This window comes from Spirosoma spitsbergense DSM 19989, assembly GCF_000374085.1.
Lineage (GTDB): Bacteria > Bacteroidota > Bacteroidia > Cytophagales > Spirosomataceae > Spirosoma > Spirosoma spitsbergense.
In genome coordinates this window covers 132,650-158,435 of sequence record NZ_KB893570.1, presented here as the reverse complement: position 1 = coordinate 158,435, position 25,786 = coordinate 132,650, and the positions used below count along the sequence as shown (strand labels likewise).

The 25,786-nt window shown below is 45.1% G+C and carries 21 protein-coding genes; 8 read left to right on the top strand and 13 right to left on the bottom strand.

The window, feature by feature from the left end; all coding sequences use genetic code 11:
• Nucleotides 1–4: 4 nt before the first annotated feature.
• The 6 genes from mfd to pdhA all read right to left on the bottom strand — a co-directional run bounded on the left by mfd (nucleotide 5) and on the right by pdhA (nucleotide 7,490).
• Complete coding sequence (gene mfd, locus B157_RS0123960) at nucleotides 5–3,358, bottom strand: transcription-repair coupling factor (RefSeq protein ID WP_026308934.1); 3,354 nt, start codon at nucleotides 3,356–3,358, stop codon at nucleotides 5–7.
• Nucleotides 3,359–3,454: 96 nt separating this feature from the next.
• Nucleotides 3,455–3,901, bottom strand: a complete 447-nt coding sequence (locus B157_RS0123955) for a barstar family protein (protein WP_020605848.1) — start codon at nucleotides 3,899–3,901, stop codon at nucleotides 3,455–3,457.
• A gap of 385 nt (nucleotides 3,902–4,286) precedes the next feature.
• Complete coding sequence (locus B157_RS0123950; protein WP_020605847.1) at nucleotides 4,287–4,583, bottom strand: muconolactone Delta-isomerase family protein; 297 nt, start codon at nucleotides 4,581–4,583, stop codon at nucleotides 4,287–4,289.
• Nucleotides 4,584–4,594: 11 nt separating this feature from the next.
• Nucleotides 4,595–5,245, bottom strand: a complete 651-nt coding sequence (locus tag B157_RS0123945; protein WP_020605846.1) for an alpha/beta hydrolase — start codon at nucleotides 5,243–5,245, stop codon at nucleotides 4,595–4,597.
• A gap of 73 nt (nucleotides 5,246–5,318) precedes the next feature.
• Nucleotides 5,319–6,257: a ring-cleaving dioxygenase gene (locus tag B157_RS0123940; protein WP_020605845.1), complete on the bottom strand. Its 939-nt coding sequence runs from the start codon at nucleotides 6,255–6,257 to the stop codon at nucleotides 5,319–5,321.
• A gap of 174 nt (nucleotides 6,258–6,431) precedes the next feature.
• Complete coding sequence (pdhA, locus tag B157_RS0123935; RefSeq protein ID WP_020605844.1) at nucleotides 6,432–7,490, bottom strand: pyruvate dehydrogenase (acetyl-transferring) E1 component subunit alpha; 1,059 nt, start codon at nucleotides 7,488–7,490, stop codon at nucleotides 6,432–6,434.
• Nucleotides 7,491–7,690: 200 nt separating this feature from the next.
• Here pdhA and recF point away from each other — a divergent pair, with 200 nt between their 5' ends.
• The 7 genes from recF to B157_RS0123900 all read left to right on the top strand — a co-directional run bounded on the left by recF (nucleotide 7,691) and on the right by B157_RS0123900 (nucleotide 18,306).
• Nucleotides 7,691–8,809 (top strand): DNA replication/repair protein RecF, encoded by a 1,119-nt coding sequence (recF, locus tag B157_RS0123930; RefSeq protein WP_020605843.1) that lies wholly within the window; start codon nucleotides 7,691–7,693, stop codon nucleotides 8,807–8,809.
• A 212-nt stretch (nucleotides 8,810–9,021) separates the two neighbouring features.
• Nucleotides 9,022–9,654: a TetR/AcrR family transcriptional regulator gene (locus B157_RS0123925; RefSeq protein ID WP_020605842.1), complete on the top strand. Its 633-nt coding sequence runs from the start codon at nucleotides 9,022–9,024 to the stop codon at nucleotides 9,652–9,654.
• Nucleotides 9,641–11,302, top strand: coding sequence for a TolC family protein (locus tag B157_RS35930; protein WP_020605841.1), 1,662 nt, complete (start codon nucleotides 9,641–9,643; stop codon nucleotides 11,300–11,302). The genes B157_RS0123925 and B157_RS35930 overlap by 14 nt, the downstream gene beginning before the upstream one ends.
• A 19-nt stretch (nucleotides 11,303–11,321) precedes the next feature.
• Entirely contained in the window at nucleotides 11,322–12,449 is a 1,128-nt protein-coding gene (locus B157_RS0123915) for an efflux RND transporter periplasmic adaptor subunit (protein ID WP_026308933.1), read from the top strand.
• Nucleotides 12,450–12,555: 106 nt separating this feature from the next.
• Entirely contained in the window at nucleotides 12,556–15,996 is a 3,441-nt protein-coding gene (locus tag B157_RS0123910) for an efflux RND transporter permease subunit (RefSeq protein ID WP_020605839.1), read from the top strand.
• A 110-nt stretch (nucleotides 15,997–16,106) separates the two neighbouring features.
• Nucleotides 16,107–17,387, top strand: coding sequence for a metallophosphoesterase (locus B157_RS0123905; protein ID WP_020605838.1), 1,281 nt, complete (start codon nucleotides 16,107–16,109; stop codon nucleotides 17,385–17,387).
• 58 nt (nucleotides 17,388–17,445) lie between these two features.
• Entirely contained in the window at nucleotides 17,446–18,306 is an 861-nt protein-coding gene (locus B157_RS0123900) for a dienelactone hydrolase family protein (RefSeq protein WP_020605837.1), read from the top strand.
• A 179-nt stretch (nucleotides 18,307–18,485) separates the two neighbouring features.
• On the opposite strand, the gene B157_RS38500 is transcribed toward B157_RS0123900, so the two are convergent.
• The 3 genes from B157_RS38500 to B157_RS0123890 all read right to left on the bottom strand — a co-directional run bounded on the left by B157_RS38500 (nucleotide 18,486) and on the right by B157_RS0123890 (nucleotide 19,820).
• Entirely contained in the window at nucleotides 18,486–18,926 is a 441-nt protein-coding gene (locus B157_RS38500) for a hypothetical protein (protein ID WP_020605836.1), read from the bottom strand.
• Between the two features lie 155 nt (nucleotides 18,927–19,081).
• The gene (locus B157_RS38495; RefSeq protein WP_157618560.1) at nucleotides 19,082–19,294 is read right to left on the bottom strand and encodes a hypothetical protein; all 213 of its coding nucleotides are present in this window, start codon (nucleotides 19,292–19,294) and stop codon (nucleotides 19,082–19,084) included.
• Nucleotides 19,295–19,400: 106 nt separating this feature from the next.
• Complete coding sequence (locus B157_RS0123890; RefSeq protein ID WP_026308932.1) at nucleotides 19,401–19,820, bottom strand: gamma-glutamylcyclotransferase family protein; 420 nt, start codon at nucleotides 19,818–19,820, stop codon at nucleotides 19,401–19,403.
• 503 nt (nucleotides 19,821–20,323) lie between these two features.
• On the opposite strand from B157_RS0123890, the gene typA reads away from it, so the two are divergent.
• Nucleotides 20,324–22,138, top strand: a complete 1,815-nt coding sequence (typA, locus tag B157_RS0123880; protein ID WP_020605832.1) for a translational GTPase TypA — start codon at nucleotides 20,324–20,326, stop codon at nucleotides 22,136–22,138.
• Between the two features lie 74 nt (nucleotides 22,139–22,212).
• On the opposite strand, the gene B157_RS38490 is transcribed toward typA, so the two are convergent.
• The 4 genes from B157_RS38490 to B157_RS0123865 form a co-directional block, all read right to left on the bottom strand.
• A complete protein-coding gene (locus B157_RS38490) occupies nucleotides 22,213–22,410 on the bottom strand; it encodes a hypothetical protein (protein WP_157618559.1) in 198 nt (65 codons plus the stop codon).
• A 516-nt stretch (nucleotides 22,411–22,926) separates the two neighbouring features.
• Nucleotides 22,927–23,376 carry an META domain-containing protein gene (locus B157_RS0123875; protein WP_020605831.1) on the bottom strand — a complete coding sequence of 150 codons (450 nt, stop codon included), beginning with the start codon at nucleotides 23,374–23,376 and terminating at the stop codon, nucleotides 22,927–22,929.
• Nucleotides 23,373–24,617, bottom strand: a complete 1,245-nt coding sequence (locus B157_RS0123870; RefSeq protein ID WP_020605830.1) for a serpin family protein — start codon at nucleotides 24,615–24,617, stop codon at nucleotides 23,373–23,375. The genes B157_RS0123875 and B157_RS0123870 overlap by 4 nt, the downstream gene beginning before the upstream one ends.
• Nucleotides 24,618–24,676: 59 nt before the next feature.
• A complete protein-coding gene (locus B157_RS0123865) occupies nucleotides 24,677–25,147 on the bottom strand; it encodes a hypothetical protein (protein WP_020605829.1) in 471 nt (156 codons plus the stop codon).
• Between the last annotated feature and the right edge of the window lie 639 nt (nucleotides 25,148–25,786).

Genomic DNA, 25,786 nt, shown 5'->3' with positions numbered 1-25,786 from the left:
CTCTTTAATTTATCATTTTACCCAAATAGTCATCTAACTCATCTACAGATAATACGTCAGAATGGGTAAAAATTGGTCTTCCCTTTGACTCCTTTAATGAACATCTTGTTGGGTTACGCTGGACGTATTCAATTACCTTGCCAAAAAGATCGGATTTAAAGAAGTCATCATTCCCGTTAGAAACGAAGTACCCTTTAAGGATATTATTCTTAAGTGTCAGTTTTTCAAGATATAACTGCTCTGCTTTCCAACGAACGCCAACCATTTTGATCAGATTTTTTACTTCTGTTGGCATCGGCCCGAAGCGGTCTGTCATTTCCTGCTGGAAGGCGCTTAATTCTTCTATGTTCTGAAGACTATCTAACCGGGTATACAACGCCAGGCGTTCCGAAATATTGGAGACATACCGTTCTGGAATCACCACTTGTAGATCTGTTTCGATCACTGTATCAGGAAGAACCAGCTTTAGATCTCCCGGTTTAGTTTCAAAAAGATCTTTAAATTCACTTTCCCGTAATTCCTGAACCGCTTCATCCAATACTTTATGGTACATTTCAAAACCAAGATCATTTACGAAACCGCTTTGCTCTGCTCCCAATAAGTTTCCTGCCCCCCGTATGTCCAGATCACGCATCGCTATTTTAAAGCCTTCTCCCAAATCAGAGAAATCTTCAAGCGTTTGCAGTCTCTTGCGGGCATCAGCTGTTAATACAGATAAAGGGGGTGTTAGCAAATAACAGTATGCTTTTGTATTTGACCTTCCTACCCTACCTCGCATTTGATGCAAATCAGATAAACCAAAGTAGTGGGCATTATTTATCAATATAGTGTTGGCATTGGGTATATCAAGTCCTGATTCGATAATATTTGTAGACACTAAAACATCGAAGTCTCCCTCGATGAATCGCGTCATTACCCGTTCCAATCGATCTCCCTCCATTTGTCCGTGAGCCACTGCTACCCTGGCTTCCGGAACTAATCTAATTATCAAATTGCCGATTGATTCGATGTCGCTCACACGGTTGTGAACGAAGAAAACCTGCCCCCCCCGACGAACTTCCAAACTGACTGCATCACGAATTTTCGCTTCATCGTAGGGGTGTACCTCTGTAGTTACTGGTTGGCGATTTGGCGGAGGAGTCGCAATAACTGACAAGTCTCTTGCTCCCATCAGTGAAAAGTGTAATGTCCTTGGAATAGGGGTAGCAGTTAACGTAAGTACGTCAACTTCCACCCTCATCTCCTTCAAGCGGTCTTTTGTTTTGACACCAAATTTTTGTTCTTCATCAATGATTAGCAAGCCCAGATCCTTGAACTTTATATCCTTATTCACAATTCGGTGGGTACCGATCAGAATACCCACCTTTCCAGAAGTTACATCTTTGAGTATCTCTTTTATTTTTGCTGGTGACCTAAACCTGTTTATGTATTCGATTTTTACCGGAAAGTCAGCCATCCTTTCCATAAAAGTTTTATAGTGCTGCATGGCAAGTATAGTTGTTGGTACCAATACCGCTACTTGCTTATTATCTGTCACCGCTTTAAAAGCAGCCCTAATTGCAACTTCTGTTTTACCAAAACCTACATCACCACACACAAGTCGATCCATAGGGTGTGGTTTTTCCATATCATCCTTTACATCATTTGTCGCTTTAGCCTGATCGGGCGTGTCTTCATACATAAAGGAGGATTCAAGTTCAACCTGCAGAAAACTGTCACGACTATAGGCAAAACCTGGGGCAGAGCGACGTTTAGCATATAAGGCTATTAGTTCACGGGCAATATCCTTGACCTGCTTACGAATCCGGGATTTCTTGTTCTCCCATTCCTGAGAACCAAGTTTACTCATCGTTGGTGGGCCGCCTTCCCTGCCGCTATACTTTGCTATCTTATGGAGACTATGGATACTTACCAGCAGTATATCATTGTCACGGTAGATTAATCGTATAGCTTCCTGTTCATTTCCTGCATTATCTACTTTTTCCAAGCCGGCGAAACGACCAATTCCATGGTCTATGTGAGTAACATAATCGCCAGGCTGTAGCGTTTTTAGTTCACGCAGCGTTAGGGCTTTTGACTTGGAGAACTTGTCCTGAACCCGGTATTTGTAGTATCGGTCGAAAATTTGGTGATCTGTGAAACAGGCAATCTTCAACGTCTCATCCAGAAACCCCTCCTTCAAGCCAATGTTTATTGGCTGAAACTTTACGTACGGATCAAGTTCTTCAAAGATAGTTCGTAGGCGTTCGATCTGCTTGAAAGATTCGGCCGCAATGATATTTGTGTAACCTTTGGCCTGATTGTCTCCCAATGTTTCAATCAGCCGCTTGAAATCTTTATTGAATGAGGGTTGTGGTTTTGAGTTATACTGCAGGCGGCTATCTGTCTTGAAATAGAATTTTCGGCCAAATTCAACAGTCCTGAATTTCTTTATTTCATTTAGAAACGCCCTGCGTGTCTCGAATAACTCTCCAGGATTAGATATTACCTGGATGCCACCACTATTTTGTAAAACTGATTCAAAGCTTTGTTCTGCTTTTTCGAAACATTTCTCGATAATTTCTAACGTGAACTCTACGTCCTTGGCCCACACGGTTATATCCTGTGGAAGAAAGTCAAAAAATGATTCTCTACTCTCTTCAATAAGTTTGGTTTGAATATTCGGGATGATCTTTATGAACTCAACTGCATCATTTGAAAGCTGAGTTTCTGGATTGAACAATCGGATGCCCTCTACCTTATCATCGAACAATTCAATCCTGTACGGGAATTCACTGGCGAAAGAAAACACATCGACAATACCACCCCTAATCGAAAACTGTCCCGCTTCGTACACAAAGTCCGTCTTTTCGAATTCATAGGTTTGGAGTAACTCCGATATGAAATTTGTATCTACCTTCTCCCCCACCCGTATTGTGAGCGTATTCGCTAACAGCGATCGTTTATTGATAACCTTCTCTGATAATGCCTCTGGGTACGTCACAATCAGAAGACCCTCTTTGGGAGCAGGGTTTAGTTTGTTCAGGACCTCTGCCCGCATCAAAACGTTGGCATTCTCAACGTCTTCATATAAATATGGCTTCTTATATGACATAGGAAAAAGCAATATTTCCCTGTCGAGTAAATTTTGTAAATCATTGAAAAAGTAGGCTGCTTCTTCACGGTCAGTAGCAATATACATATGATTTCCTCCCGTCAGTTTATACACTGAAGATGCAATCACAGCAGCTAAACTTCCTGTTACCCCCTTAACTTGCAGTCGCTGCGGTTCTGTTGACAGCTGTTCACCTATTGGGACTGCCAATAATTTTATAAAGCTATCGCTGGTATATAAGCTTAGTAATTCCTCTGATCTCAATTGAATTCAGGTTATGTGTCATGCAAAAAGCCGCCCGGAGTACTCTCCAGCGGCTCAGTTAACTAACAGTAAGAAGTCAGAATTTGTTACCAGTACTCATTGATTTAACGAGTCCATAATTTTATAATTTATACTTTCCTGTTCTAGTATTTTCTGTATTCGATGACTATCCTCAAATACTATAATAATTTCTTTTTCATCATTTAGCCCCTCTTCTACCCATTTCCAATCTTCGGCAACAGCATCCAGTGTGTTTATGACGCCTGCAATTTTGGCTGGGTCTCGCTCCTTGCTCATGAAGATTTCGGTGTTCGTAAAGTATAGCACAATCCTGTTTTCTTCCAGCCACTGTAGATCGCTGAGTGAATCGCTCAATTCGTCGAGTGTAAATCCGAAGTCTGGAATGTCTAATAAGTAAGCAGCCTCTTCATAAAATTGCCGAAGAGTCATTGCTTTTTTGCCATCAATGTTAACAATGAAATCATCAGAAAACTGGGCTTCCAACTCTTGCTCAGATTTACAGATCAGAATGTTTGGACTCATTTTTGTATGATGACTAGTCAGTTAAATGTGATTCTGGCTATGTTCCACGTGGAACTGATAATCAATTGATTACAGCCGTATGTAACCAGTTTTACCTAGGTTACTTAATGATTTTTGGAGTATGTATGCTACAAATAAGGTAGCTGTTTCACGGAACTGAAGAGGGAGTTGTTCTGATTTCAAAAATCTATATGAGCATTGGTTTGCAGATAATCATAGTACAGCAAATAGCGAACCTGTTTACAGCCATCCAGGGAAAGGGGACAATAAGCCACCCAATCCTGTTCTAGCTACCGCAAATTCTGAGAAATAGAGTAGGCACCCCATTATCGAAAAAACGTTTAAACTGACCTAAAGATACACTCCCGAGGAGGATGTATTTAGGTCAGTTTAAAGAAAAAAGAGGAATTCGAGCTGCCACCATGTTATGAAACATTAGTTCAGTTATCATGGGAGTCATGTATTTAATGAGTGGAAATTCAGCGATTGATTCCATGACCTCCAGTTCCGAATCAGCTTTGAAAATACACCACAGTTTCTGGCGGTCGACAGAAAGTGAGTAAGACAGCAAAAAACCTTTCTCCATTAATTCTTCCACTTTGAGTCGCTGGGCTGGAATCCTGTTTTCGAACCCTTCGTCTAAAACAGTTGGAAGATCAAATTCAACCATATATTGGCTCATGTACGTTCCTATTAGATGACAGCCGTACTCGGTTGGTCTCCGGCTATTAGCAAATTAACGATGTTTAGCTCATCTTCGTTAATTGTGTGTGGAAAATTTGGATAGAGTTTCGCCGTGACACGCGCATTCATTCGTCTAAAAACCTGCTCCGATTCCAAAACACGATATTCAGGAACATGAGGATCGCGGTCACTACAGCCCAGGAAAACAGGTGTATTGGAAAAGGTACCTTCGTAATTTCTTGGTGTTTCTGCCGGACCAATTAAGCCGCCACTCAACCCAAATACTCCCCCATACTCCGCAGCATTCCTCGCTACAAATTCCAATGTCAGGCACGCACCCTGTGAGAAACCAAGCCAGTAAATTTGGGGTAATTTGAAATTGAAGTCAGCCTGTAGCCGGGCCCGGATAGCTGCCAGGGTTTCCAGGGCAGACGATAAATAGGGCTCATTATCTGCCATTGGCTGGAGAAATGAATAAGGATACCAAGTGTTATTCTGAGCTTCCGGAGCAATGAAAGCAAAGTCTTTATCATTAATGTACTTTGATAGCGATAGTATATCCCGCGCTGACCCTCCCCGGCCATGAACCATGACCATTACTTTCGTCGCTTTTTCAAGGGGCAAACCGGCTGTATGAAAATTGCCTGAGTCGTGTATCATATAGACTGTGTTTTGAGAGTTGCTTGTATTCCGTGGTGGAACATCAACCACGGAATACAAACGATGACAAAATCTATTTCAAAATTATCTTAGGTAACTCCGCTTCTACTACCGCCCTACGGGATTCGTATTGGGGGGGTAATTTCAACCCTTGGCCTAACTCCGAAATCGGTTCATCAACAGTAAATCCGGGTGGATTAGTAGCAACCTCAAATAAAATTCCGCCCGGCTCCCGGAAGTAAATACTGTTAAAATAATTACGGTCCTGTACCGGCGTAACCTGATAGCCCGACTCCGTCAATTGTTGTTGGATCATCAACTGCGTTTCATCTGAATCGGTTGAAAATGCAACATGATGAACGGAGCCCGCTCCTTGTAAAGCACGCACATCGTTTGGTGAATGCAAAACGTCAACATAATTTCCAGGTCCGCCGACACCCGCTTTAAAACGGAATCGACCCTCCTCCTCCCCTACTAATGTATGTTGCAGATTTTCTGTCAGCAGTTTAATTGTACGGTCTGGATTCTGTTGGTTAAGCGTTACCGTGTGAAAACCGCGAATGGCAGATTCAACAGGGATACGACCGTTGGTCCAGCCCGTTCTGGAATCGTCATTTGTAAAAACGAGTTCAATGCCCATGCCATCAAAATCTTCAAATCGTAGATAGGTTTCTTCAAATCGTTTGTATGGTCCGGCGTAAGGAATGTTTCGCTCATGGAGCCTGTCCATCCAAAAACGTAGCGAATTTACTGGAACAGAAAAGGCAGTATAGGTCAACTGCCCAATACCCTTCCGACCGCGCGGTAAATTACCGTAAGGGAAAAATGTCAGAATGGTACCGGGCGACCCTGTTTCATCTCCATAATACAGGTGATACACATCTGGCGCGTCAAAATTGACCGTCTTCTTAACAAGGCGAAGGCCAAGGACATCCGTGTAGTAATCAACATTCCGTTGTGTGTCGCCCGCTAACGTTGTAACATGATGAAGGCCGTTGATCAGAGTTTCCATGTGTTCTGGTAAAAAAGTGAATCTATTGTTTTTAGTTATTTTGTGTCGATACATTTAATGTATATACATTATTTTTTGCTTTATTGTTCCATAAAAAATGCCCCGATTAATTACCGGGACATTTTTTATGGAACAATTTCATTGGCGCATATACACTAGCTACCTGTTTTGGATTTACTCCATCAGGAATGGATAATCCTGTTGCATATAAACATCTTTGAAGGCTTCTTCGGCGGGAGGATAAGGGGACTCTTCCGCAAATTGTACGGCTTCATCAACAGTAGCTTTTATCTTCTGATCAATAGCTGCTAAGTCCTCTTCCGTTGCAATGCCCTTTTCCAGAATGGTTGCTTTCACCTGTTCAATAGGGTCACGCATTTTGTACTCTTCTACTTCTTCTTTTTTCCGGTACTTCTGTGGGTCAGACATGGAGTGACCCCGGTAGCGATACGTGCGGAATTCCAGAAAGGTTGGTCCTTCACCCGCCCGGGCCCGTTCGGCGGCACGACTTACCGCTTCATAAACTGCTTCGACGCTCATAGCATCGACGGGTTCAGACGGCATATCGTACGCTTCAGCGAGTGTATATAGATCCGTAACATTCGAGGTGCGGGCAACCGACGTTCCCATGGCGTAGCCGTTGTTTTCAACGACGAAGATGACCGGAATCTTCCAGAGCATCGCCATATTGAATGCTTCGTGTAAAGCACCCTGGCGTACGGCCCCGTCACCCATAAACGTAATGCAGAGGTTACCTGTCTTATTATATTTCTCGGCGAGACCAATGCCGGCGCCCATGGGTATCTGCGCGCCAACAATACCATGACCTCCAATAAAATTTACTGACTTATCGAAGATGTGCATAGAGCCACCTTTTCCTTTAGATGAGCCGGTCTGTTTGGCAAATAACTCCGCCATGATTGCTTTGGGATCGGAGCCGAGAGCGAGCGGAATACCGTGGTCCCGGTAGGCGGTTATCCATTTGTCGTCTTTGGTAAGGGCAGAATAGGATCCCGAAGAGCAGGCTTCCTGACCTATATATAGGTGGCAGAATCCGCGGATTTTCTGTTGGCCGTACAGTTGACCGGCTTTCTCCTCGAACTTCCGTTGCAACTGCATCGATTCGTACCAGTACATATACCGCTCTTTCGGATGCTGGGTTTTAGCCGCTTCCGGCGCTTTACCATTCTGCTTGGATTTCCCTGAAGGAGTTTTCTCTTTGACGCTTGCCATGAGGAATGTGTTCAAATAATCAACAAGTAATGCCGGAAAGAAATGACCGGCTTGGGTGCAACCACTTTACGATTAGGTCTATTTCTACTAACAAACCGCCCGTATCTTTGTTGCCAATATCAATTACGTCGGAAACTCTTGATTTCGCTGACTAATTGACCGCTGCGAAATTACGCATTATCGCGTTATACGCTATACATATGTACCTTGAAAAACTCAGCCTGACCAATTTTAAGAACTATGAAGATGGCCGGTATGTATTCGGGCAAGAGGTAAATGTACTGATAGGACCGAATGGAAGCGGAAAAACGAATCTGCTCGATGCCATCTATTTCCTGGCCTTAAGCAAGAGTGCTTTTCAAAGTCAGGATGCATTGAGTATTCAACATGATGCCACTTATTTTATAATCGATGGCTCTTTTGCTGATAATACGCGCATGGTGCAAATTACCATTAGCCTGCAGCGGGGTCAGCGAAAAGTACTGATGGCCGACAAAAAACCATACGAACGGATCAGTGAACACATCGGTCGTTTCCCGGTAGTGCTCATAGCTCCTAATGATACGGATCTGGTTCGCGAGCACAGCGAAGAACGGCGGCATTTTTTTGACGGGGTATTCGCTCAGCTTGACCCTAATTACCTGCGCGATTATCTGATGTATCAGCAGATACTGAAACAGCGCAACAGTCTGCTAAAACTTTTCGCTGATCAGGACCGAAGGAACGGGAGTCAGGTCGATGATGATCTGCTCGACACCTATGATGAACCCCTGCTCGACCTCGGACAGAAAATTCATGACAGGCGACAGCAATTTATTCAGGAGTTCATGCCTGAGTTCAAAGCGCACTACGCGTACCTTAGTGACGGACGGGAAACGGTCGACATCCAATATGAATCGGAAGTAAGCAATCCGGATTTTGCCCGTGAGTTCCGACATTTTCGTCGGCGGGATACCGTACTACAGCGTACTACGATGGGCATTCATAAAGATGACTACTCTTTTCTGATTAGTGATAGTAGTGGACAGACAGTGCCATTGAAGAAATTTGGTTCGCAGGGGCAGCAGAAAACATTTGTGATTGCCCTCAAACTGGCGCAGTTCGACCAGCTACGAACTGGAAAAGGAATCAAACCAATTCTTTTGCTAGACGATATCTTTGATAAACTCGACGACCAACGCATTGGTAAACTTATCCAGCGAATGGATGAAGGAGCATTTGGTCAACTTTTTATTACAGATGCCCGACCAGAACGCACTCGTGAATTACTTAGTAAGGTACAAGCAGATGTCCGCTTCTTCGAAATAGCCCATAAGTGACAACAGACAGGAGGACCCGATAAGCCTGTAGTCATCCTAAATAGATCACGAAAACCAATATAAACAACGCCCGACGAAGCCCGATTTCGTCGGGCGTTTGAGTTCCTTCACACCGCTTTTCAGGCCGTTCATCATATTCTCTGAAAATTCTTAGGAAACTGAGAACTATATTTGAGTTTCCAGAGTTCATCCAGCAAAAGTTCTATTTGTTGATGAAAGAAAGAATACTGGCTGAGGCTGAACGGTTGTTCTGGAAGTTTGGCGTTCGCTCCGTTACTATGGAGGAAATCGCTAAGCAATTGGGAATTTCAAAGAAGACTATTTATCAGCATTTTTCTGATAAAGAGCAGATTTTGTACCAGGTTATTCAACACAAAACAAGTCGAAATCAATCAGAAATGGACTGTATGGTTACTGATACAGCCAATCCTGTTGAGGAGATTTTGAATGTACTGAATATGATGCAAAAGAATGCAGATCAGGTTAGCCCTAATTTGCTGATGGACATAAAACGATACTATCCACAGGCTTTTTCATTATTCAGACAATACAAGGAAGGGCAAATTATGCGATCTATTCTTGAAAATATTCAAAAAGGCATTTTGCAGGGATTGTATCGTGCCGATATGAATCCAGCTATCCTGGCCCGACTTCGCGTAGAACAAATCGAACTCGCGTTCAATCATGACCTTTTTCCATCCGACCAGTATTCGATGCACGATGTTCAGGCTGAACTGATACACCACTTTGTGCGGGGAATGCTGACCGAGAAGGGGTTTGAGGTCTATAATCAGTACGTTAATAAAGGAAAAGAAATACAACCTATTATCTATGAAAACAAGTAGTATACTTTGTCTGACAGCGCTTTGGTTTCCAACTATCTGGTTTGGGACGGGGGCTGTAGCACAGGTACCAACACAACCATCTGTCGGGCAGCAACCCACTGGCGCTGCCCCTAGTGGGCAGCAGCCTGGTGCCCAGCAACCAGCCGCAACCGGTACGATTGTAGCCCAGCCTGGAACGACTCCGGGTACGGGCGTGAACGTACCGTCGCAGCCTAATGCTAATGGAATGAGTGGTACCCCCTCCCTGACTACGCCCGAAGGACCGGTAAATCTACAGCCGGGTGTTATTTCAACATTTAATTCAGGGTTGGGTACGGCACCGAACGGTCTGTCACCAACCGGTGGCGCGACCAACGGGCAAACATACACGCTTCAGCAGGCTATTGATTTTGCCGTTCGGCAGAATGTCAGCGTTCGGAATAGCCAACTGGATGCGGTGAGTGCTGATGCGCGTATCCGGGAAACTAAAGCCTCTGCCCTACCCCAGATTTCTGCCACTGCTTCATTGACAGATAATCTGATTATTCAAAAGGCATTTCTACCCGCTAAGTTCTCAAACCCAAATGCTGCACCAGATGCGCCCCCAACGGTTGTAGCGTTCGGAGTCGCTTATTCTGGTAATGGAACAGTTGCTTTAAATCAGGTCATTTATAGTGCTGCTCTAAACGTTGGCTTACGCGCTGCAGCTACCTATCGGGAACTGGCCCAGCGAAATCTGGAAGGCTCTAAAGTGTTGGTGGCGGAACAGGTAGCCAAAGCCTATTATGGCGTGCTGGTAGCCCTGGAACGGGCTAAACTGCTCGATTTTAACATTGCCCGATTAGATACGGCCCTGTACGAAACGCAGGCGATGAATAAGCAGGGGTTTGTTGAAAAACTCGATGTACAGCGGCTTGAGGTGCAGGGTAACAACCTGAAAGCAGAGCGGCAGAATGTGCAGAACCTGATCGAATTGAGTTACACCCTGCTGAAGTTTCAGATGGGGCTAAAAATAAACGACGAAATTATGCTGGCCGAACAGTTACAGGATCGTGAAGTAGAGGACTTGCGGCCTTTGATTTCGGACGATCCGACATTTCAATACCGGAGCCGGATTGAGTATTCGACCTTAGAGACCCAAATTAAGCTGGCTGAACAGGATATTGAAGTGACGCAGAAGGCTTATTTTCCAACAGTATCGGCTTTTGCTAATTATGGTTACAACTCTGGACGAACTCAGATTAGCCAACTTATTACTGACCCATGGCTCAATTTCGCGTCGCTGGGACTGAGTTTACAGGTTCCTATTTTCGATGGCTTTCTGAAACGGAGCCAGATTGAGCAAAAGCGTGCTACGCTCCAAAAAGCGCAGAACAGTGGCGAACTGTTGCGCAATTCCATTGACCTGCAAATACGGCAGTCGAGCATTACCCTGAAAAATGGCCTGCAAACATTACAGACGCAGCAGCGCAACCGCGACCTGGCCGAGGAAATTGTGCGCGTTACTCGCATCAAATACAAAGAAGGCGTTGGGTCGAGTATTGAGGTACTCAATGCAGAAGCCTCCCTTCGCGAAGCGCAGACTAACTACTTCGGGTCGCTGTACGACTTTTTGATTGCCAAAGTTGACCAGGACAAGGCACTTGGCCGATTATACACCGGAAATTAAACATACACTGAAAAAAGCAATGAGATCATATTACGCTATTATCCTGACAGGTCTGTTGATGGCTTGCGGAGGAGAAAAAAAGACTGATTTACAAGGTAAGCGCGAGGAGCTGGCTGCGTTGAAATCGCAGCAGGCCGAACTGAATACGAAAATCAAGACGCTGGAATCGGAAGTAACCAAACTCGATCCGAAAAAAGCGGAAACGGCTCGTGTCAAAGATGTAACGGTTTCTCCCGTATCGTCCAGCACGTTCCGGCACTACGTTGAATTACAGGGAACCATCGATGCTAAGAACAACGTGCAGGTATCGCCCAAATCGGGTGGCGTGGTCACGGCGGTTTACGTAAAGGAAGGGGACCGGGTACGGGCCGGGCAAGCTATTGCCAAGGTTGATGACCAGATTATGCGGGAGTCGATGGCGGAAGTCAGAACGCAGTTGTCGCTGGCCAATACCATTTTTGAAAAACAGGCTGCCCTATGGAAGCAGCAAATTGGTACTGAAATCCAGTATTTACAGGCGAAGAACAATAAGGAAGCGCTGGAACGAAAACTTTCTACCCTCAACGTACAGTTGGCGCAATCGACCGTAACGGCACCTATTTCGGGTGTTGTCGATCAGGTTTCGGTAAAAGTTGGGCAGTCGGCTGCTCCGGGCGTTGGATTGGTGCGGATCATCAATCTATCCCAGCTTAAAGTGGTCGCTAAAGTATCGGATACCTATTCGGGTAGTGTTCGGAAGGGAGATCCGGTCGTGATTCGGTTTCCCGATTTGAACCGGGAAATGAAATCGCAGATCAGTTTTGTTTCCACGTCTGTAGACCCTCTGAGCCGGACGTTTACCATTGAAGCCCCATTACCGTCTGATAATAGCCTGAAACCGAATATGCTGGCTCAGGTTAAAATCAACGATCAAAACATGGCAAATGCTATTGTAATTGACCAGAATCTGATTCAGAATACAGAGCAGGGACAGTTAGTATATGTGGCTGTGAACGAAGGGGGAAAGAAGGTAGCTAAAGCGAAGCAGATAAAAACAGGGCAGTCTTACGATGGGCGAATTGCTGTTACACAAGGCCTACAGTCTGGTGATCAAATCGTTACCAATGGGTATCAGGATTTAGTTGATGGACAACCTATCAGTTTTTAGTCATTAGATTGTCATTCTCTGTCATTGATGGTCATTCATTGAAGACCGACTTAATGACCATCAGTGACAGAGAATGACGACCAATGACCATAAAAGACCACAAATTATGAAATTTGAACAGTACAAAACCCTCGGATTTACCAATTGGTGCGTTGAGAACCGAACGGCCATTTACATCTTCACCTTCCTGATTACGCTGGGTGGGCTGTTCGTGTATAATAACCTGCCGAAAGAGCAGTTTCCCGATATCAAGATACCACAGGTATACATCAACACGGTGTATGTGGGCACGGCTCCTGCTGATATTGAAAATACGATCAACAAGCAGATCGAGAAGCAGCTAAAGTCTATATCGGGCGTGAAACGTATTAAATCGAATGCGTTGCAGGATGTGTCGGTCATTCTGGTTGAGTTCAATCCGGATGTAAAAACGGAAGAGGCCTTGCAGCGGGTTCGTGATGCTATTGATAAGGCGAAGCCCGATTTACCCCAGAAACTGGACGCTGGCCCAACGGCACAGGATGTGAACTTCTCAGAGTTTCCGATCATGAATATCAACATGGCCGGTAATTTTTCGCTGAAACAATTAAAGGAATACGCGGAAGATTTGCAGGATGTGATCGAGGGAATGCCCGAAATCCGTCGGGTAGATATTGTAGGAGCACTGGATCGTGAAATTCAGATAAACGTGGATTTGCCCCGGATGCAGTCGGCTGGTTTAGCTTTTTCGGATATTCAGCAGGCGGTTCAGGGCGAGAATATCAATATATCGGGTGGTGACCTGGATGTGGATGGTGTTCGGCGAACGGTACGGGTAAAAGGGGAGTTTACCGACATTACGCAACTTCAAAACCTACAGATTCGTACGGCAACGGGCGCTACCGTTCGGCTAGGTGATATTGCCGATGTGCAGGATAGTTTTGAGGAACAGCAAAGCTACGCCCGGTTAGATAATAAATCAGTTGTTACCCTGAACGTTATCAAGCGGGCGGGAGCTAACTTACTGTCTGCCGCTGACCGGATTGAGAAAACAATTGACGAGTACAGAGAATCCCGGTTTCCGCAGGGACTTGACGTCAAAATCACCGCCGACCAATCGGAGCGTACTCGTGAGAACGTGAACGACCTGATTAACACGGTGGTATTAGGCTTCATTTTCGTAGTACTGGTCTTAATGTTCTTTATGGGTGTTCGGGATGCCATATTTATCGGCCTGTCGGTACCCTTGTCGGCACTCGTTGCTTTTGTGATGATGCCCGTGCTTGGACCCATAGTGGGCACGGCTTTTACGCTGAATACAATCGTTCTGTTTGCTTTCCTGCTGGGGTTAGGCTTAGTGGTAGATGATGCCATTGTGGTCATTGAAAATTCCCACCGACTCTTCAATGAGAACAAAGACTGGAATATTAAACAGGCAGTGAAAGCGGCAGCGGGGGAAGTATTTGCGCCCGTATTTTCGGGAACGTTAACCACCATTGCTCCATTCTTTCCGCTGTTGTTCTGGCCGGGTATCGTTGGGGAGTTCATGAAATTTCTGCCCCTTACGCTTATCCTGACCCTGTTTGCATCGTTATTCGTGGCCTACGTAATCAACCCCGTTTTCGCCGTAACGTTTATGAAACGGCATGAGGATGATAACCACGAAGACAAACAGAATTTTGACGAAATCAAACGACCGCTGATCATTTTAACCGTATTGGCTGGTATTGGCTACGTGATTGATCGGGGTATTGGCAACCTGCTCGTATTCTTCCTGATTTTGTACGTGTTCAACCACTATGTGCTGACGCCAAAGATGATTGTCCCGTTCCAGAATCGGCTGTTACCTGCCCTTAAAAACGGGTACCGTAGCCTTATTTCCTGGGTACTAACGGGTTGGAGACCTGTATTTGCGATAGTTGGTGCGTTTGCCCTGCTGATTCTGACGTTCATTATTACGGGTATCGCTAAGCCTAAAGTCATCTTCTTCCCGAGCGGAGAACCGGACTACATTTACGTATACAACGTTATGCCGGTTGGTACCGACGCTACGGTGACTGACTCTGTGACGAAGGTGATTGAGAAACGGATCTTCAAGGTGTTGCAGGAAAATGACGCTACCGAAGTTGTTAACTCGGTTATATCGAATGTGGGTAAAAATGCCGGTGACCCACAAAATCCCGACCGGGCTGCTACCCCACAGAAATCGAAGGTGACGGTGGCGTTCAAAGGAAATGAGGAGCGGAACGGCATCTCAACGGATTCTCTGTTGGCTAAAGTACGGGTTGCTATGCGTGGCCTACCAGGCAGTGAAATCTCGGTGGAGCGCGAATCAACGGGACCACCAACCGGTAAACCGATTTCCATCGAAATTGCCGGCGACGATTTCAATGAGTTACAAACGATTGAAAAGCAGGTTCGGCAGAAAATCAGTCAGGCAGGCATTCAGGGTATTGACCAGTTGAAGTCAGATTTGATTACTAACAAGCCCGAAATTGTTATCAATATCAACCGGGAGAAAGCCGAACGGGAAGGGATTTCGTCCGCGCAAATAGCTGGAACCATCAGAACAGCTTTGTTTGGGCTGGAAGTGTCCAGGTTCCGTGATGCAAAAGATGAATACCCTATCATGGTTCGGCTCAAACCCGACGACCGGAGCCAGATAAATCGTCTCCTGAGCCTGAACATTGTGTATCGGGATATGGTAGCAGGTGGACAACTACGGCAGGTACCCATCACCTCTGTAGCAGACATAAGCTACTCGACGACGTTCAGCCAGATCAATCGTAAAAATCAGGAGCGTTTGGTAACCCTTAGCTCAGACGTAGTTCCGGGCTACAACGCCAACCAGATAGTCGCGCAGATTCAGCAGGTCATCAATCAGATGGACGTACCGAATGGGTACACCATCAAAATGGGTGGCGAACAGGAAGACCAGCAGGAATCGATGAACTTCCTGATTTCAGCGTTCGGTATTGCTATTCTGCTAATCTATCTGATTCTGGCCACGCAGTTCAACTCCGTTGTTAAGCCGCTGATTATATTCGTGACCATCCTGTTATCGCTGATTGGGGTACTCCTGGGATTCATTATTGCCGGAAAATCGTTCTCGGTCATCATGTCTGGGGTGGGTATTATTGCTCTGGCAGGTATTGTGGTGAAGAACGGGATTCTGCTGATCGAATTCATCGAGGAACTACGGGGCCGGGGCGTTCCCCTGCGCGAAGCAATTATTGACGCGGGCGGTATTCGTTTGACACCAGTACTATTGACAGCCACAGCCGCAGTATTAGGTCTGGTACCGCTAGCGTTTGGCTTAACGATTGACTTCGTTGGGCTGTTCCGTAACTTCGACCCTCATGTAGTCATCGGTGGTGACAGTTCGGTTTTCTGGAATATTCTGGCCTGGACAATTATCTTTGGTCTGACTTTTTCTACCGTACTAACGCTGGTTATCGTACCCTGTATGTACTGGATTAATGAGCGGATTCGGATGAAGTGGTTCGGCAAAAAAGACCCCGCTCTGGAAAAGAAAGAACAGCTACAGCCAGAGGAAGAATTAGTGTAGTTTTTTATTAGAGAGCGAAAGAAGAAACGGGTGAAAGAGTGGTAGGCTTGTATAATAGCTGATTCACTCTTTCGCTCTTTCACCCTTTCGCTCTTTCTCTCTTTAATATTATGAATCGGACCGTACTTTTTTTTATTCTACCCGTCATTCTCCTGTTAATTGACTGGTATGTTTTTCAGGCCATCAAAACCGTTAGCCGGTCCGCAACGGAAAACACACAGCGAATAATTACCATTGCATTCTGGGGGTTCACAGCGATATCCCTGTTGCTGTATGTAATCATGCAATTACTACCTCCTGATTCTATCAGTCGCAACATGCGGACTTTTATGTGGGCTGTTATTGCCATTCCTTATTTCTCGAAAATCTTCGCTGTACTCATTATATTAATCGATGATATTGGTCGATTCTTTCGCTGGATTGTATCCTTGTTTTACAAACCTGAAGTGCGTGAAGCCGTTGAGGATTCAACCCGCCAAACCATACCATCTACCGATACTATTTCACGCTCCGATTTCCTGATGAAAACGGCTCTGGTGGTGGGTGCCATTCCACTGGCAGGCTTCACCTGGGGTATTGTATCGGGTGCCCATGACTACCGAATACGGCGCATCAAGTTGCCCATGAAAAACCTGCCCTCAGGATTTCATGGGATGACAATTGCGCAGATTTCGGATATTCACTCCGGTAGTTTCTTCAATAAAACGGCGGTACGTGGAGGAGTGGAAATACTGCTTGGCCAAAAGCCCGACCTCGTGTTTTTTACCGGCGACCTGGTGAATAGCCACGCCGAAGAGGTAAATAGCTACATCGACGTATTCAATAAAGTGAAAGCACCGTTGGGCGTATACTCAACGCTGGGTAATCATGACTACGGTAAATATGTGCAGTGGCCAAGTGCTCAGGCCGAGCGTCAGAATGTGTTAAACGTAGTGGCGGCCCACAAACAAATGGGCTGGAATATCCTGATGGATGAGCATAAAATACTGGAGCAGAACGGGGATAAGATCGCGCTCATTGGTGTGCAGAACCTCGGTTTTGGGCCAGCAGCCCTACGGGCAGGCAACCTGGACAAAGCTTACAAAGGCACTGAAGACTACCCCGTCAAGCTTCTTCTCTCTCATGACCCAACCCATTGGGATGCCGAAGTGCGGCCAAAATATGGTGATATCGACGTTCAGTTCAGCGGTCATACGCACGGTGCTCAGTTTGGTGTTGACCTGGGGGATGTTAAGTGGAGTCCAGCACAGTATTTTTACAAACAATGGGCTGGGTTGTATGAGCAGGGCAATCAGCGGCTGTATGTCAATCGGGGCTATGGTTATATTGGCTATCCCGGCCGGGTTGGTATTTTGCCGGAGATTACAATTTTTGAATTGGTGAAAGCTTAATTCATAACTAAATGCTTACTCGCTCTGTTACTCCAAAGCATTTAACCATCAAGCACGCATGAAAATCATTTTTATTACCGGACTTTCTTTTTTTATGTCGTTACTGGCTTACGTAACACCTGTTAAAGAAACTCGGGAAACGACCATCCCCGTTTGCCATACCCCTGGAAACAATATGTCGTTACTGGCAGCAAACCCGGCGTTTCAGCAGTTACACGTCAGCCCATTGCCATTCACCTACAAAGGCGCAGGTGAAATGATTACGTTTCCAACCCCTGATGGTCAATCGGCCAGCGGCTTTCTGATAAAAGCCCAGAAACCGTCTAACAAATGGTTGCTGGTTTATCAGGAATGGTGGGGCCTGAACGATAATATCAAAAAAGAGGCTGAGAAGTACTACAACGACTTGAAAGATGTGAACGTACTGGCCCTGGATATGTATGATGGCAAAGTAGCTACCGAACCGTCTGAAGCAGGTAAGCTGATGAGTGCCGCCAGCAAAGACCGGCTTGCCAGTATCATGAAAGGGGGCATCACGTATGCAGGTACCAAAGCTGAATTCGCCAGCGTTGGCTGGTGCTTCGGTGGTATGTTATCACTTCAGTCTGCTATGCTGGAAGGGAAACAGGCCAAAGGTTGTGTGATGTATTACGGCCGTCCAGAACAGGATGTCGAAAAGTTGAAAACACTCAACACCGATGTTATCGGGTTTTTCGGTACGCAGGACAAGGGTATTACGCCAGAATCGGTAAAGACGTTTGAAGAAAACATGCAGAAAGCCGGTGAGAAACTGACTGTCAAAATGTATGATGCCGGACACGGTTTTGCCAATCCAAGTAATCCAGTTTATAACAAAGAGGCAGCAGCTGATTCCTATAAACTTGCTTTAGCTTATTTGAAAAGCAAACTGAAAGCATAAATTCACTGCTTCATTTTCTCTTTTAAAAGCCTGACTGTGTTCTCACGGTCAGGCTTTTAATTAAACTTTAACTACTTTCTTGTCGTTTTCATTAAACGCGGGGGTTTGCAATTTGTCTAACTAACAGATCAGGAGCGAAAACTCATACGGTGATGGACATACAGAAATGGGGTAGTATTTTAGTAGGACTGGTAATTGGGGTTACTACCATTAGTTTCGGCCAGTACGGCCCCGGAAACGGCTACCCAAATGGGAACGGTGGCTACAATCAGCCTTATCCAAATAATAATGGCAATGGCCAGCCTTACCCAAATCCAAATTACCCAAATGGATACAATAACGGGTATGGTAATCCGTATCCTAACAATGGATATGGTTATCCAGATCGAGGATACGGCGGTGGATACAACCAATATGGTCAACCCTACCCTCCTCAACCACCAGTCGTTATTGTTCCGCCACGGGTTATCATTGCTCCACCACCCGTATTCGTAGGGCCTCCTGTCATTATCCGTCCGTATGGGAATTATGGCTACAGGAATAGCTATGGTTACGGAAATAGGTATGGTGGCGGTTATGGCTATAGGGGTGGGCACGGTGGCCGCAGGTAGTGAATTCATCGAGCCACTACAAGTAGCTATTTACAGCACCTTATTTAAAATAAATGGTTCAACAGATAAACTAATGAACAACAAAATGAAAACGATAAAATTAATGCCACTGCTTGCCGCTGGTTTACTAGTCGTGCTAATGACAAGTTGCGGGCCTGGCTATGTCAGTACAGGTGTAAATTACGGACCTCGCCCATATTATGGCTACGGTTACAGTCCATACGGATACTACCGTCCACCTGTTGTGGTACGTCGTCCACCTGTAGTAGTTCGTCAACGTTACCATGTGCCTGCTCCTCGTTATAATAATTATAATCGTGGGAGTAGCCCAAATGCCCGCAGTGGGAGTAGAGGGAGTTACGGTGGTGGTCGCTCACGTGGACCGAGGTAAGAGCTGATTAAGTGACACGTTAATAAAACTCCCGGCTCATATGATGAGCCGGGAGTTTGTATCATAAGGCATCTATTTGCTCAACTATATATTTAGTATAGACTGCTGATATGCAGCGCAAAGTCTCCTGATTCTATTACGGGTTTATCATCAGTAGGTAAATTATAGAGATAAACCCAGCAATCGGTTATGTGTCCGTTGAATTCAACGGGTATAATAGTCCGGATAAATTCGGTTGGCTGCTCAAAGTCATCACCGACACCTTCGTAATAATCCAGATAAGTCAGGATTGTTTCCCTTTGGCTACTAATTTCATAAACGGTGCCACATACGCGCGTACCAGCGTTATGCTGATAAACGGCACCTGGATAGCTGCCCATGTTAAAGACCTGACCTTCAAAGGTACCTTCCCCCATCAGGCGGCTTCTATTACGCAGGTATAGAGCGAATTGATTATCATAAGGGGGACGAAGTGTGCCGTAAACGATTAGAAAGTCAGGATTCGGAGTCATTCAGAAAATGTAGCTTGCCGGATGACGAAAGTAGTCATTTTGACGTTAATATGGAAAGCAGGTTGTACTATGAAAAAGATAAACATACTTCTACTGATTGTTACATCACTAATGTTGGTCGAATTACCATTGGAAACAATGGCTTCGTCTGCCACTGCTTCTTCCGAAATATCAATCTTCAAACGCAAGCGTAAAGGCTATAAAGTAAAGCGCGGTGGCCTGTTTAATACCGGTATTTTTCGTAAAAAGAACCCCTGTGGTTGCCCAAAGCATTAAGCAATTGTTAAGAAATTGTATTTATAGTAGAACCAAGCCCTTATATGGGCTTTTTTCGTTTTATTAGTTGTAAAAATCTGTGTTTCAGCGTATAATTTTGTACCTTTGCGAAAATGTTATCTGGGCCGGGTCTGATTGATTTCTGTGATTACCTAAGCCTCGCTCCAGAAGGATACTTCAAATCATGAAAATCAGATGAATCAGCTTGATACTGGTTCATACAGTGTATGCAATCAATTCGTAATATAGCTATCATCGCCCACGTTGACCACGGCAAAACTACGCTGGTCGACAAGATTATTCACGCATCCAAACTCTTTCGGGATAATCAGGAATTCGGCGACCTGATTTTGGATAACAACGACCTTGAGCGGGAACGGGGTATTACCATCGTTTCTAAAAACGTATCGGTTCGTTACAAAGACGTCAAAATCAACATCATCGACACACCTGGCCACAGTGATTTTGGCGGTGAAGTAGAACGTGTTCTGAAAATGGCTGACGGTGTTTGTCTGCTGGTCGACGCTTTTGAAGGTGCGATGCCACAAACACGTTTTGTATTGAGCAAAGCGTTGCAATTGGGCTTAAAGCCAATTGTAATCGTAAATAAGGTTGACAAAGAAAACTGTCGCCCGGAAGAAGTTCACGAACAGGTGTTCGACCTGATGTTCAATTTGGGTGCTACGGAAGATCAACTTGATTTTCCAACGGTTTACGGTTCGTCCAAACAAGGATGGATGGGACCCGACTGGAAGAACCCCACTGATAACATCACGTATCTGCTCGATACCATTGTAGCAACCATACCGGCACCCCCTATGAATGAGGGATTGCCACAGATGCAGATAACATCGCTCGATTACTCGGCTTTTGTTGGTCGGATTGCTATCGGACGCGTTCATCGGGGAACGCTGAAAGAAGGTGCCAACATGGGCCTTGTGAAGGCGGATGGTACGGTAAAACGGGTTAAAATCAAAGAACTTCAGTCGTTCGAGGGACTTGGCAAAGTTAAAGTGACTGAAGCTCCCTGCGGTGATATCTGCGCCGTGACTGGCCTGGAGGATTTCGAGATTGGAGATACGCTGACGGACTACGATACCCCGGAAGCTATCACCCGGATTTCGGTGGATGAGCCAACCATGAACATGCTGTTCACGATCAATAACTCGCCGTTCTTCGGTAAGGAAGGTAAGTTCGTGACCTCTCGTCACCTGCGTGAGCGTCTCTACAAAGAGATTGAGAAAAACCTGGCGTTGCGCGTAGAAAATACGGATAGTGAAGATCGCTTCCTGGTTTACGGCCGGGGGATTCTCCACTTGTCGGTATTGATCGAGACAATGCGTCGGGAAGGCTACGAATTGCAGGTAGGCCAACCTCAGGTGCTGTACAAAGAAGACGAGAATGGTCATAAGTTAGAGCCAATCGAGACACTCGTTGTAGACGTTCCCGAAGAAACGGCCGGCAAGGTAATCGAGCTGGCTACACAGCGGAAAGGTGAATTGCTGATTATGGAGCCTAAAGGCGACTTGCAGCACCTCGAGTTCGATATCCCATCGCGCGGGTTGATTGGCCTTCGTTCCAATGTTCTGACTGCTACATTTGGTGAAGCCGTTATGAGCCACCGATTCAAAGAGTATCAGGAATACAAAGGACCTATTGCCGAACGTATCAACGGGTCGCTTATTTCGATGACCAGTGGTATGGCTACTGCCTACTCAATTGATAAACTTCAGGATCGTGGTTCATTCTTTGTTGAACCAGGCGACGAAATCTATACCGGTCAGGTAATTGGTGAACACAACCGCCAGAACGATATTGTTGTCAACGTGCAAACCGCAAAACAGTTGACTAACATGCGGGCATCGGGTTCGGACAATAACGTGAAGATCGCCCCAAAAATATCGTTCTCACTGGAAGAGTGCATGGAGTACATTCAGAAGGATGAGTACCTTGAGGTAACGCCAAAAGCATTGCGGATTCGCAAAGTTTTCCTGGATGAGAACGAGCGGAAACGCAATCAGAACAAATTCGCTATGGCATAAGCAGGTAGCAATCCAGCATAAAAAAAATCCACTGATTAATCAGTGGATTTTTTTTATGCTATAAAATGAAACAGCTAATTCTTTACAAATGATCTGCTTAAATAAAACGCAAGAGTTGGCGTATTTTCAACGGGAACAATGACAGGTTTATCTGCATAGGCTGGACTCTCAACGGCGGCTCTGGATTTCGCATACTGTGTTTGTCTGTGTGCCTGATGGTAGCCGGCGATGAAGAGCAAGCTACCAATTAGTAATACAATAATTCGTTTCATAACTGTTGGTGGTATTGTCGGAAAACTAACACTTAACTGATCCCATTCGACAAGGAAGGTTGATTAATCAGTTTGTTATAATTAATCACCGATTTTTATTATAATTTGCCCGGTTTTTTAATTTAACAATAATAGAATTCGCAATAAAGTTTAGACGTTAAAAGCAATAAATGGGTACAGTATTTATTACTTTTTTTCAAAAAAACTAAATCGGGAATTCCGATACCGTCAACATTAATCTACTTATTAAACATCGTCTGTAGTATATAACGGTCTATCCCCTGAATTGTTAACTCGCGGTTAGATATAGAGTTTGAAAGTTTATCAAAACAAGGTAAATAGTTGATTGAACGGGAATAAAAAATTACCCGGCTGTCCTGATTACGGCCGGGTAATATTGGTTCTTACACAAAAAGACAAATTATTATCGTTGTTAAAAAGAGCGATTAACCAGTAAAAGATAGCTTACCTGTTTTTGCTGGTTGTTTGAAGAAATGTTATTCAAATTGCTCATAATCAGTTTATCCTTTCATAAATCATGACGTGGGGTGACTCACCACCGTGTTGTAAGCGGAGTTTGTCTGGCGTTATCATATCGAAGCGTACAACCGCTTTCAGGTTTGTGAAATAGCGCTGTTCGAATTTGTTAGCTTCAGGTGTACCTGCTTTTTTCGTGCTTCCCAGATTCTCCGCAGACATCATACCATCAATGGTGGCAAACAAACGTACACTGTAGTCATTCACTGAGGATTTGCCATTGGCTAGAAAAGGGGTTATATCAAGCGGTGGATTAGCTGTATCGAGTGCGAAAATCAGGGTTACTGTATAAGATGAATCTGGCTCAACAAGCCGCCATGTACCCACTAAATTGGCTATCTGAGGTGCCAGAATCACGTCTTTACTCCTGCATCCATTCAGCATAAAAAATGGAATAAGAAATAGAAAAATTATCGTTAAAAATCTCATGAATTTGTTTTAGTTGGATCGGCAATCTTTCCAATAAATAGGATTGTTCCGGTTGTTTTTTCATGAATAATAAAAGCAAAGGGCCGGTCGATAAGTGTTGGTAACTGCAAAGCTGTTGTAGTAACACCTACAGATGTAACAGCAGCCGCTTCAGTTCCTTTTTCATCGACCGCAACGAAGGTGTTTTGTTTCACAAAGCTGAGCGTCAGTCCTCCTTTATTATTTATTTTAGTAAAATCTGCCTGATCAGTGAATGCAGTAGGCATCCCCATGTCGCTCAACACACTGTTAAGCCTGACTTCGTAATTCAGCGTAAATTTAGGCAGGCCGATATCCATTTTACCCATAATCATACCCTTCTGAATTTTCGCCCACTCAGCACTGTTCAAACTGGCAATCAGGGCATCGGCCGTTGTGCTTTCAGAAGGTAATAAAACGGTCATAGCAAACTTTCCGGTGCCGTAAGGAAGCTCAATAGCCTGATAGTTGGTCTGGAAGAAATGATTCAGGTTGACATCAAGGCGCATCATGCGCACGAGGGTCGATCCTCCCGATGCCAGTTTGAAAGGGGAATCACTGGTTAGATTAGGATCGAAGGGCTTTTGCCAATCACCTTTAAAATAAAGAGCGTTCAGCAGAAACATGATATTATCAGGCTGAATCTGATCAATAACTTTGGGGATTCTGCCCTTTGTTTGCTCACTGGCCCAGCTATTGATCTTGGCTACAGTAGCCGGATCATTGAAGTCCTGTGCGGATACCTGCGCCTTGAATGTTTGTTTCAGGAGGTCCTGAAACGTAGTTTCTACCTGGTAGGTATTCCGATACCAAACTGAGTTGGCCAGTGTCAATGTTACACTGGGGTCAACTCCTGGCAGGTTTTCCAGTAGATTCTGGTACGTTGTATTTGCCTCAGCCAATGTTTGGGCATCCAGTTTTAGCGCTTTCTGAATTTCCTGTGCCGTTTGGCCATTCGCTCCGTTCAGAATCATCCCCAGCGCAATGTGCAAACTGAGCGGAGAAATGAAAACATTCTTGGCTTGACCTTCCTGAGCAACTACCCGTTTGGCTACGTCGAACGCAAATTGCGTTGTCTGATCGGCAAAAGGAGCCGATACGCGTAACTCACTGGCAGTGCCTGAACCCGGATTTGGATTTACAGAAGTGCTTTTACAGCTTATAGCTGCCAGTAGAATACTGGCGAAGCAAATGATTGTATTGGAAAATAAGGTCGTTCTCATAACACAATTGGTAAGGTTAAAGAAGCTCTGTTATCAAAACCAGTTTAGTGATGACAGGGTCACGGACAGTTTTTAAATGCATTTCGTTGCGTGCGTAAGGTATCAACCAGCGTCTCAAATCCGGGAATAGTTTTACCATACGGAAACGTAACCCGGTATTTCTGGTCGTCCACCTGAATCTCAATGTATTCGGCACCCCCGTCAGTGCAGTCGGGGCAACCCAGTACATTCGCTACTTTACTGAATGCGTCCAGATTAGCCAGCGCTTTAATGTCATTCCACCTGGCCTGACTAATCGTTGACTGACAACTTCGGGGCGTTACCTGAGTCTGAAGGAATACACTACCCTGTGCCAGTGTAACGCTGGTGCCGTTGAAAACATAATCGTTCTTGCAATAACCGGCGCACATATTGAACGAAGTCCCGGTGCGAATAGTGAGTTTATCCGTGGTCGTATTTTGTGGCGTAAGATTATTCATGCAACGAACGAAACCGACAACAAGCAGCACTACTATGACGATGGGCTTCATACTAAAATGGGTTAAAAATGATAGTCGACTCCCAGTGTCATACCAGCCGTAGTTGGCTGGCTTTGTACCTGCGAATGCGCCAGTGTAACCAACCCTATCGACGGCTGATAGATACCCGCCAGTGAAGCCGACCATTGGGCCGAAGGCTGATAGCGGAAACGCGCTCCCACAATAGCGGCAAACGATACAGGCCGGTAAATGTCGTCCTTCGTCGTAACAATAATCTCATTATCAACGGTATTACGGACGAAAATGTTGGAAATGATACCACCCAGCACGGCTAAACTTAACCGTTTCTTGGGCCGCAGCTGGTAACCAACCTGGACAGGAACCTGAACGAATTGATAATCATTTGTAAGCATCTGGCGGGTTTTGTCGCTGTAGGCGGGTTGTACGTATCCGTTGTTGGCAAAATTAGCCTGATCCAAACTCGTACCCTTCCTTCCATTGGCACTACTGTTTCGTAGGGCGTCTACATATAAATTTCCTGTGGTTGCCCTGATGTCATTTGTGGCAACAATAGCATTTGCGGATAGTTGAGTGGGGGTATCGACCGTTGAACGACCTGCCAGAAATCCGACGCCCGTTTCTATCGACCAGCGTTTGTTGAGTAACATACCGGCACTGAACTGGTAGGTT

Bases quoted from the DNA above. Each gene is read 5' to 3' on its own strand.
- typA (WP_020605832.1), top strand. From the start codon at position 20,324: ATGCAATCAATTCGTAATATAGCTATCATCGCCCACGTTGACCACGGC.
- B157_RS0123900 (WP_020605837.1), top strand. From the start codon at position 17,446: ATGAAAATCATTTTTATTACCGGACTTTCTTTTTTTATGTCGTTACTG.
- recF (WP_020605843.1), top strand. From the start codon at position 7,691: ATGTACCTTGAAAAACTCAGCCTGACCAATTTTAAGAACTATGAAGAT.
- B157_RS0123915 (WP_026308933.1), top strand. From the start codon at position 11,322: ATGAGATCATATTACGCTATTATCCTGACAGGTCTGTTGATGGCTTGC.
- B157_RS38500 (WP_020605836.1), bottom strand. From the start codon at position 18,926: ATGAATTCACTACCTGCGGCCACCGTGCCCACCCCTATAGCCATAACC.
- B157_RS0123925 (WP_020605842.1), top strand. From the start codon at position 9,022: ATGAAAGAAAGAATACTGGCTGAGGCTGAACGGTTGTTCTGGAAGTTT.
- pdhA (WP_020605844.1), bottom strand. From the start codon at position 7,490: ATGGCAAGCGTCAAAGAGAAAACTCCTTCAGGGAAATCCAAGCAGAAT.
- B157_RS0123950 (WP_020605847.1), bottom strand. From the start codon at position 4,583: ATGAGCCAATATATGGTTGAATTTGATCTTCCAACTGTTTTAGACGAA.
- B157_RS0123940 (WP_020605845.1), bottom strand. From the start codon at position 6,257: ATGGAAACTCTGATCAACGGCCTTCATCATGTTACAACGTTAGCGGGC.
- B157_RS38490 (WP_157618559.1), bottom strand. From the start codon at position 22,410: ATGAAACGAATTATTGTATTACTAATTGGTAGCTTGCTCTTCATCGCC.
- B157_RS0123955 (WP_020605848.1), bottom strand. From the start codon at position 3,901: ATGAGTCCAAACATTCTGATCTGTAAATCTGAGCAAGAGTTGGAAGCC.
- B157_RS0123905 (WP_020605838.1), top strand. From the start codon at position 16,107: ATGAATCGGACCGTACTTTTTTTTATTCTACCCGTCATTCTCCTGTTA.
- B157_RS0123945 (WP_020605846.1), bottom strand. From the start codon at position 5,245: ATGATACACGACTCAGGCAATTTTCATACAGCCGGTTTGCCCCTTGAA.
- B157_RS0123890 (WP_026308932.1), bottom strand. From the start codon at position 19,820: ATGACTCCGAATCCTGACTTTCTAATCGTTTACGGCACACTTCGTCCC.
- B157_RS0123865 (WP_020605829.1), bottom strand. From the start codon at position 25,147: ATGAAGCCCATCGTCATAGTAGTGCTGCTTGTTGTCGGTTTCGTTCGT.
- B157_RS0123870 (WP_020605830.1), bottom strand. From the start codon at position 24,617: ATGAGAACGACCTTATTTTCCAATACAATCATTTGCTTCGCCAGTATT.
- B157_RS35930 (WP_020605841.1), top strand. From the start codon at position 9,641: ATGAAAACAAGTAGTATACTTTGTCTGACAGCGCTTTGGTTTCCAACT.
- B157_RS0123910 (WP_020605839.1), top strand. From the start codon at position 12,556: ATGAAATTTGAACAGTACAAAACCCTCGGATTTACCAATTGGTGCGTT.
- B157_RS0123875 (WP_020605831.1), bottom strand. From the start codon at position 23,376: ATGAGATTTTTAACGATAATTTTTCTATTTCTTATTCCATTTTTTATG.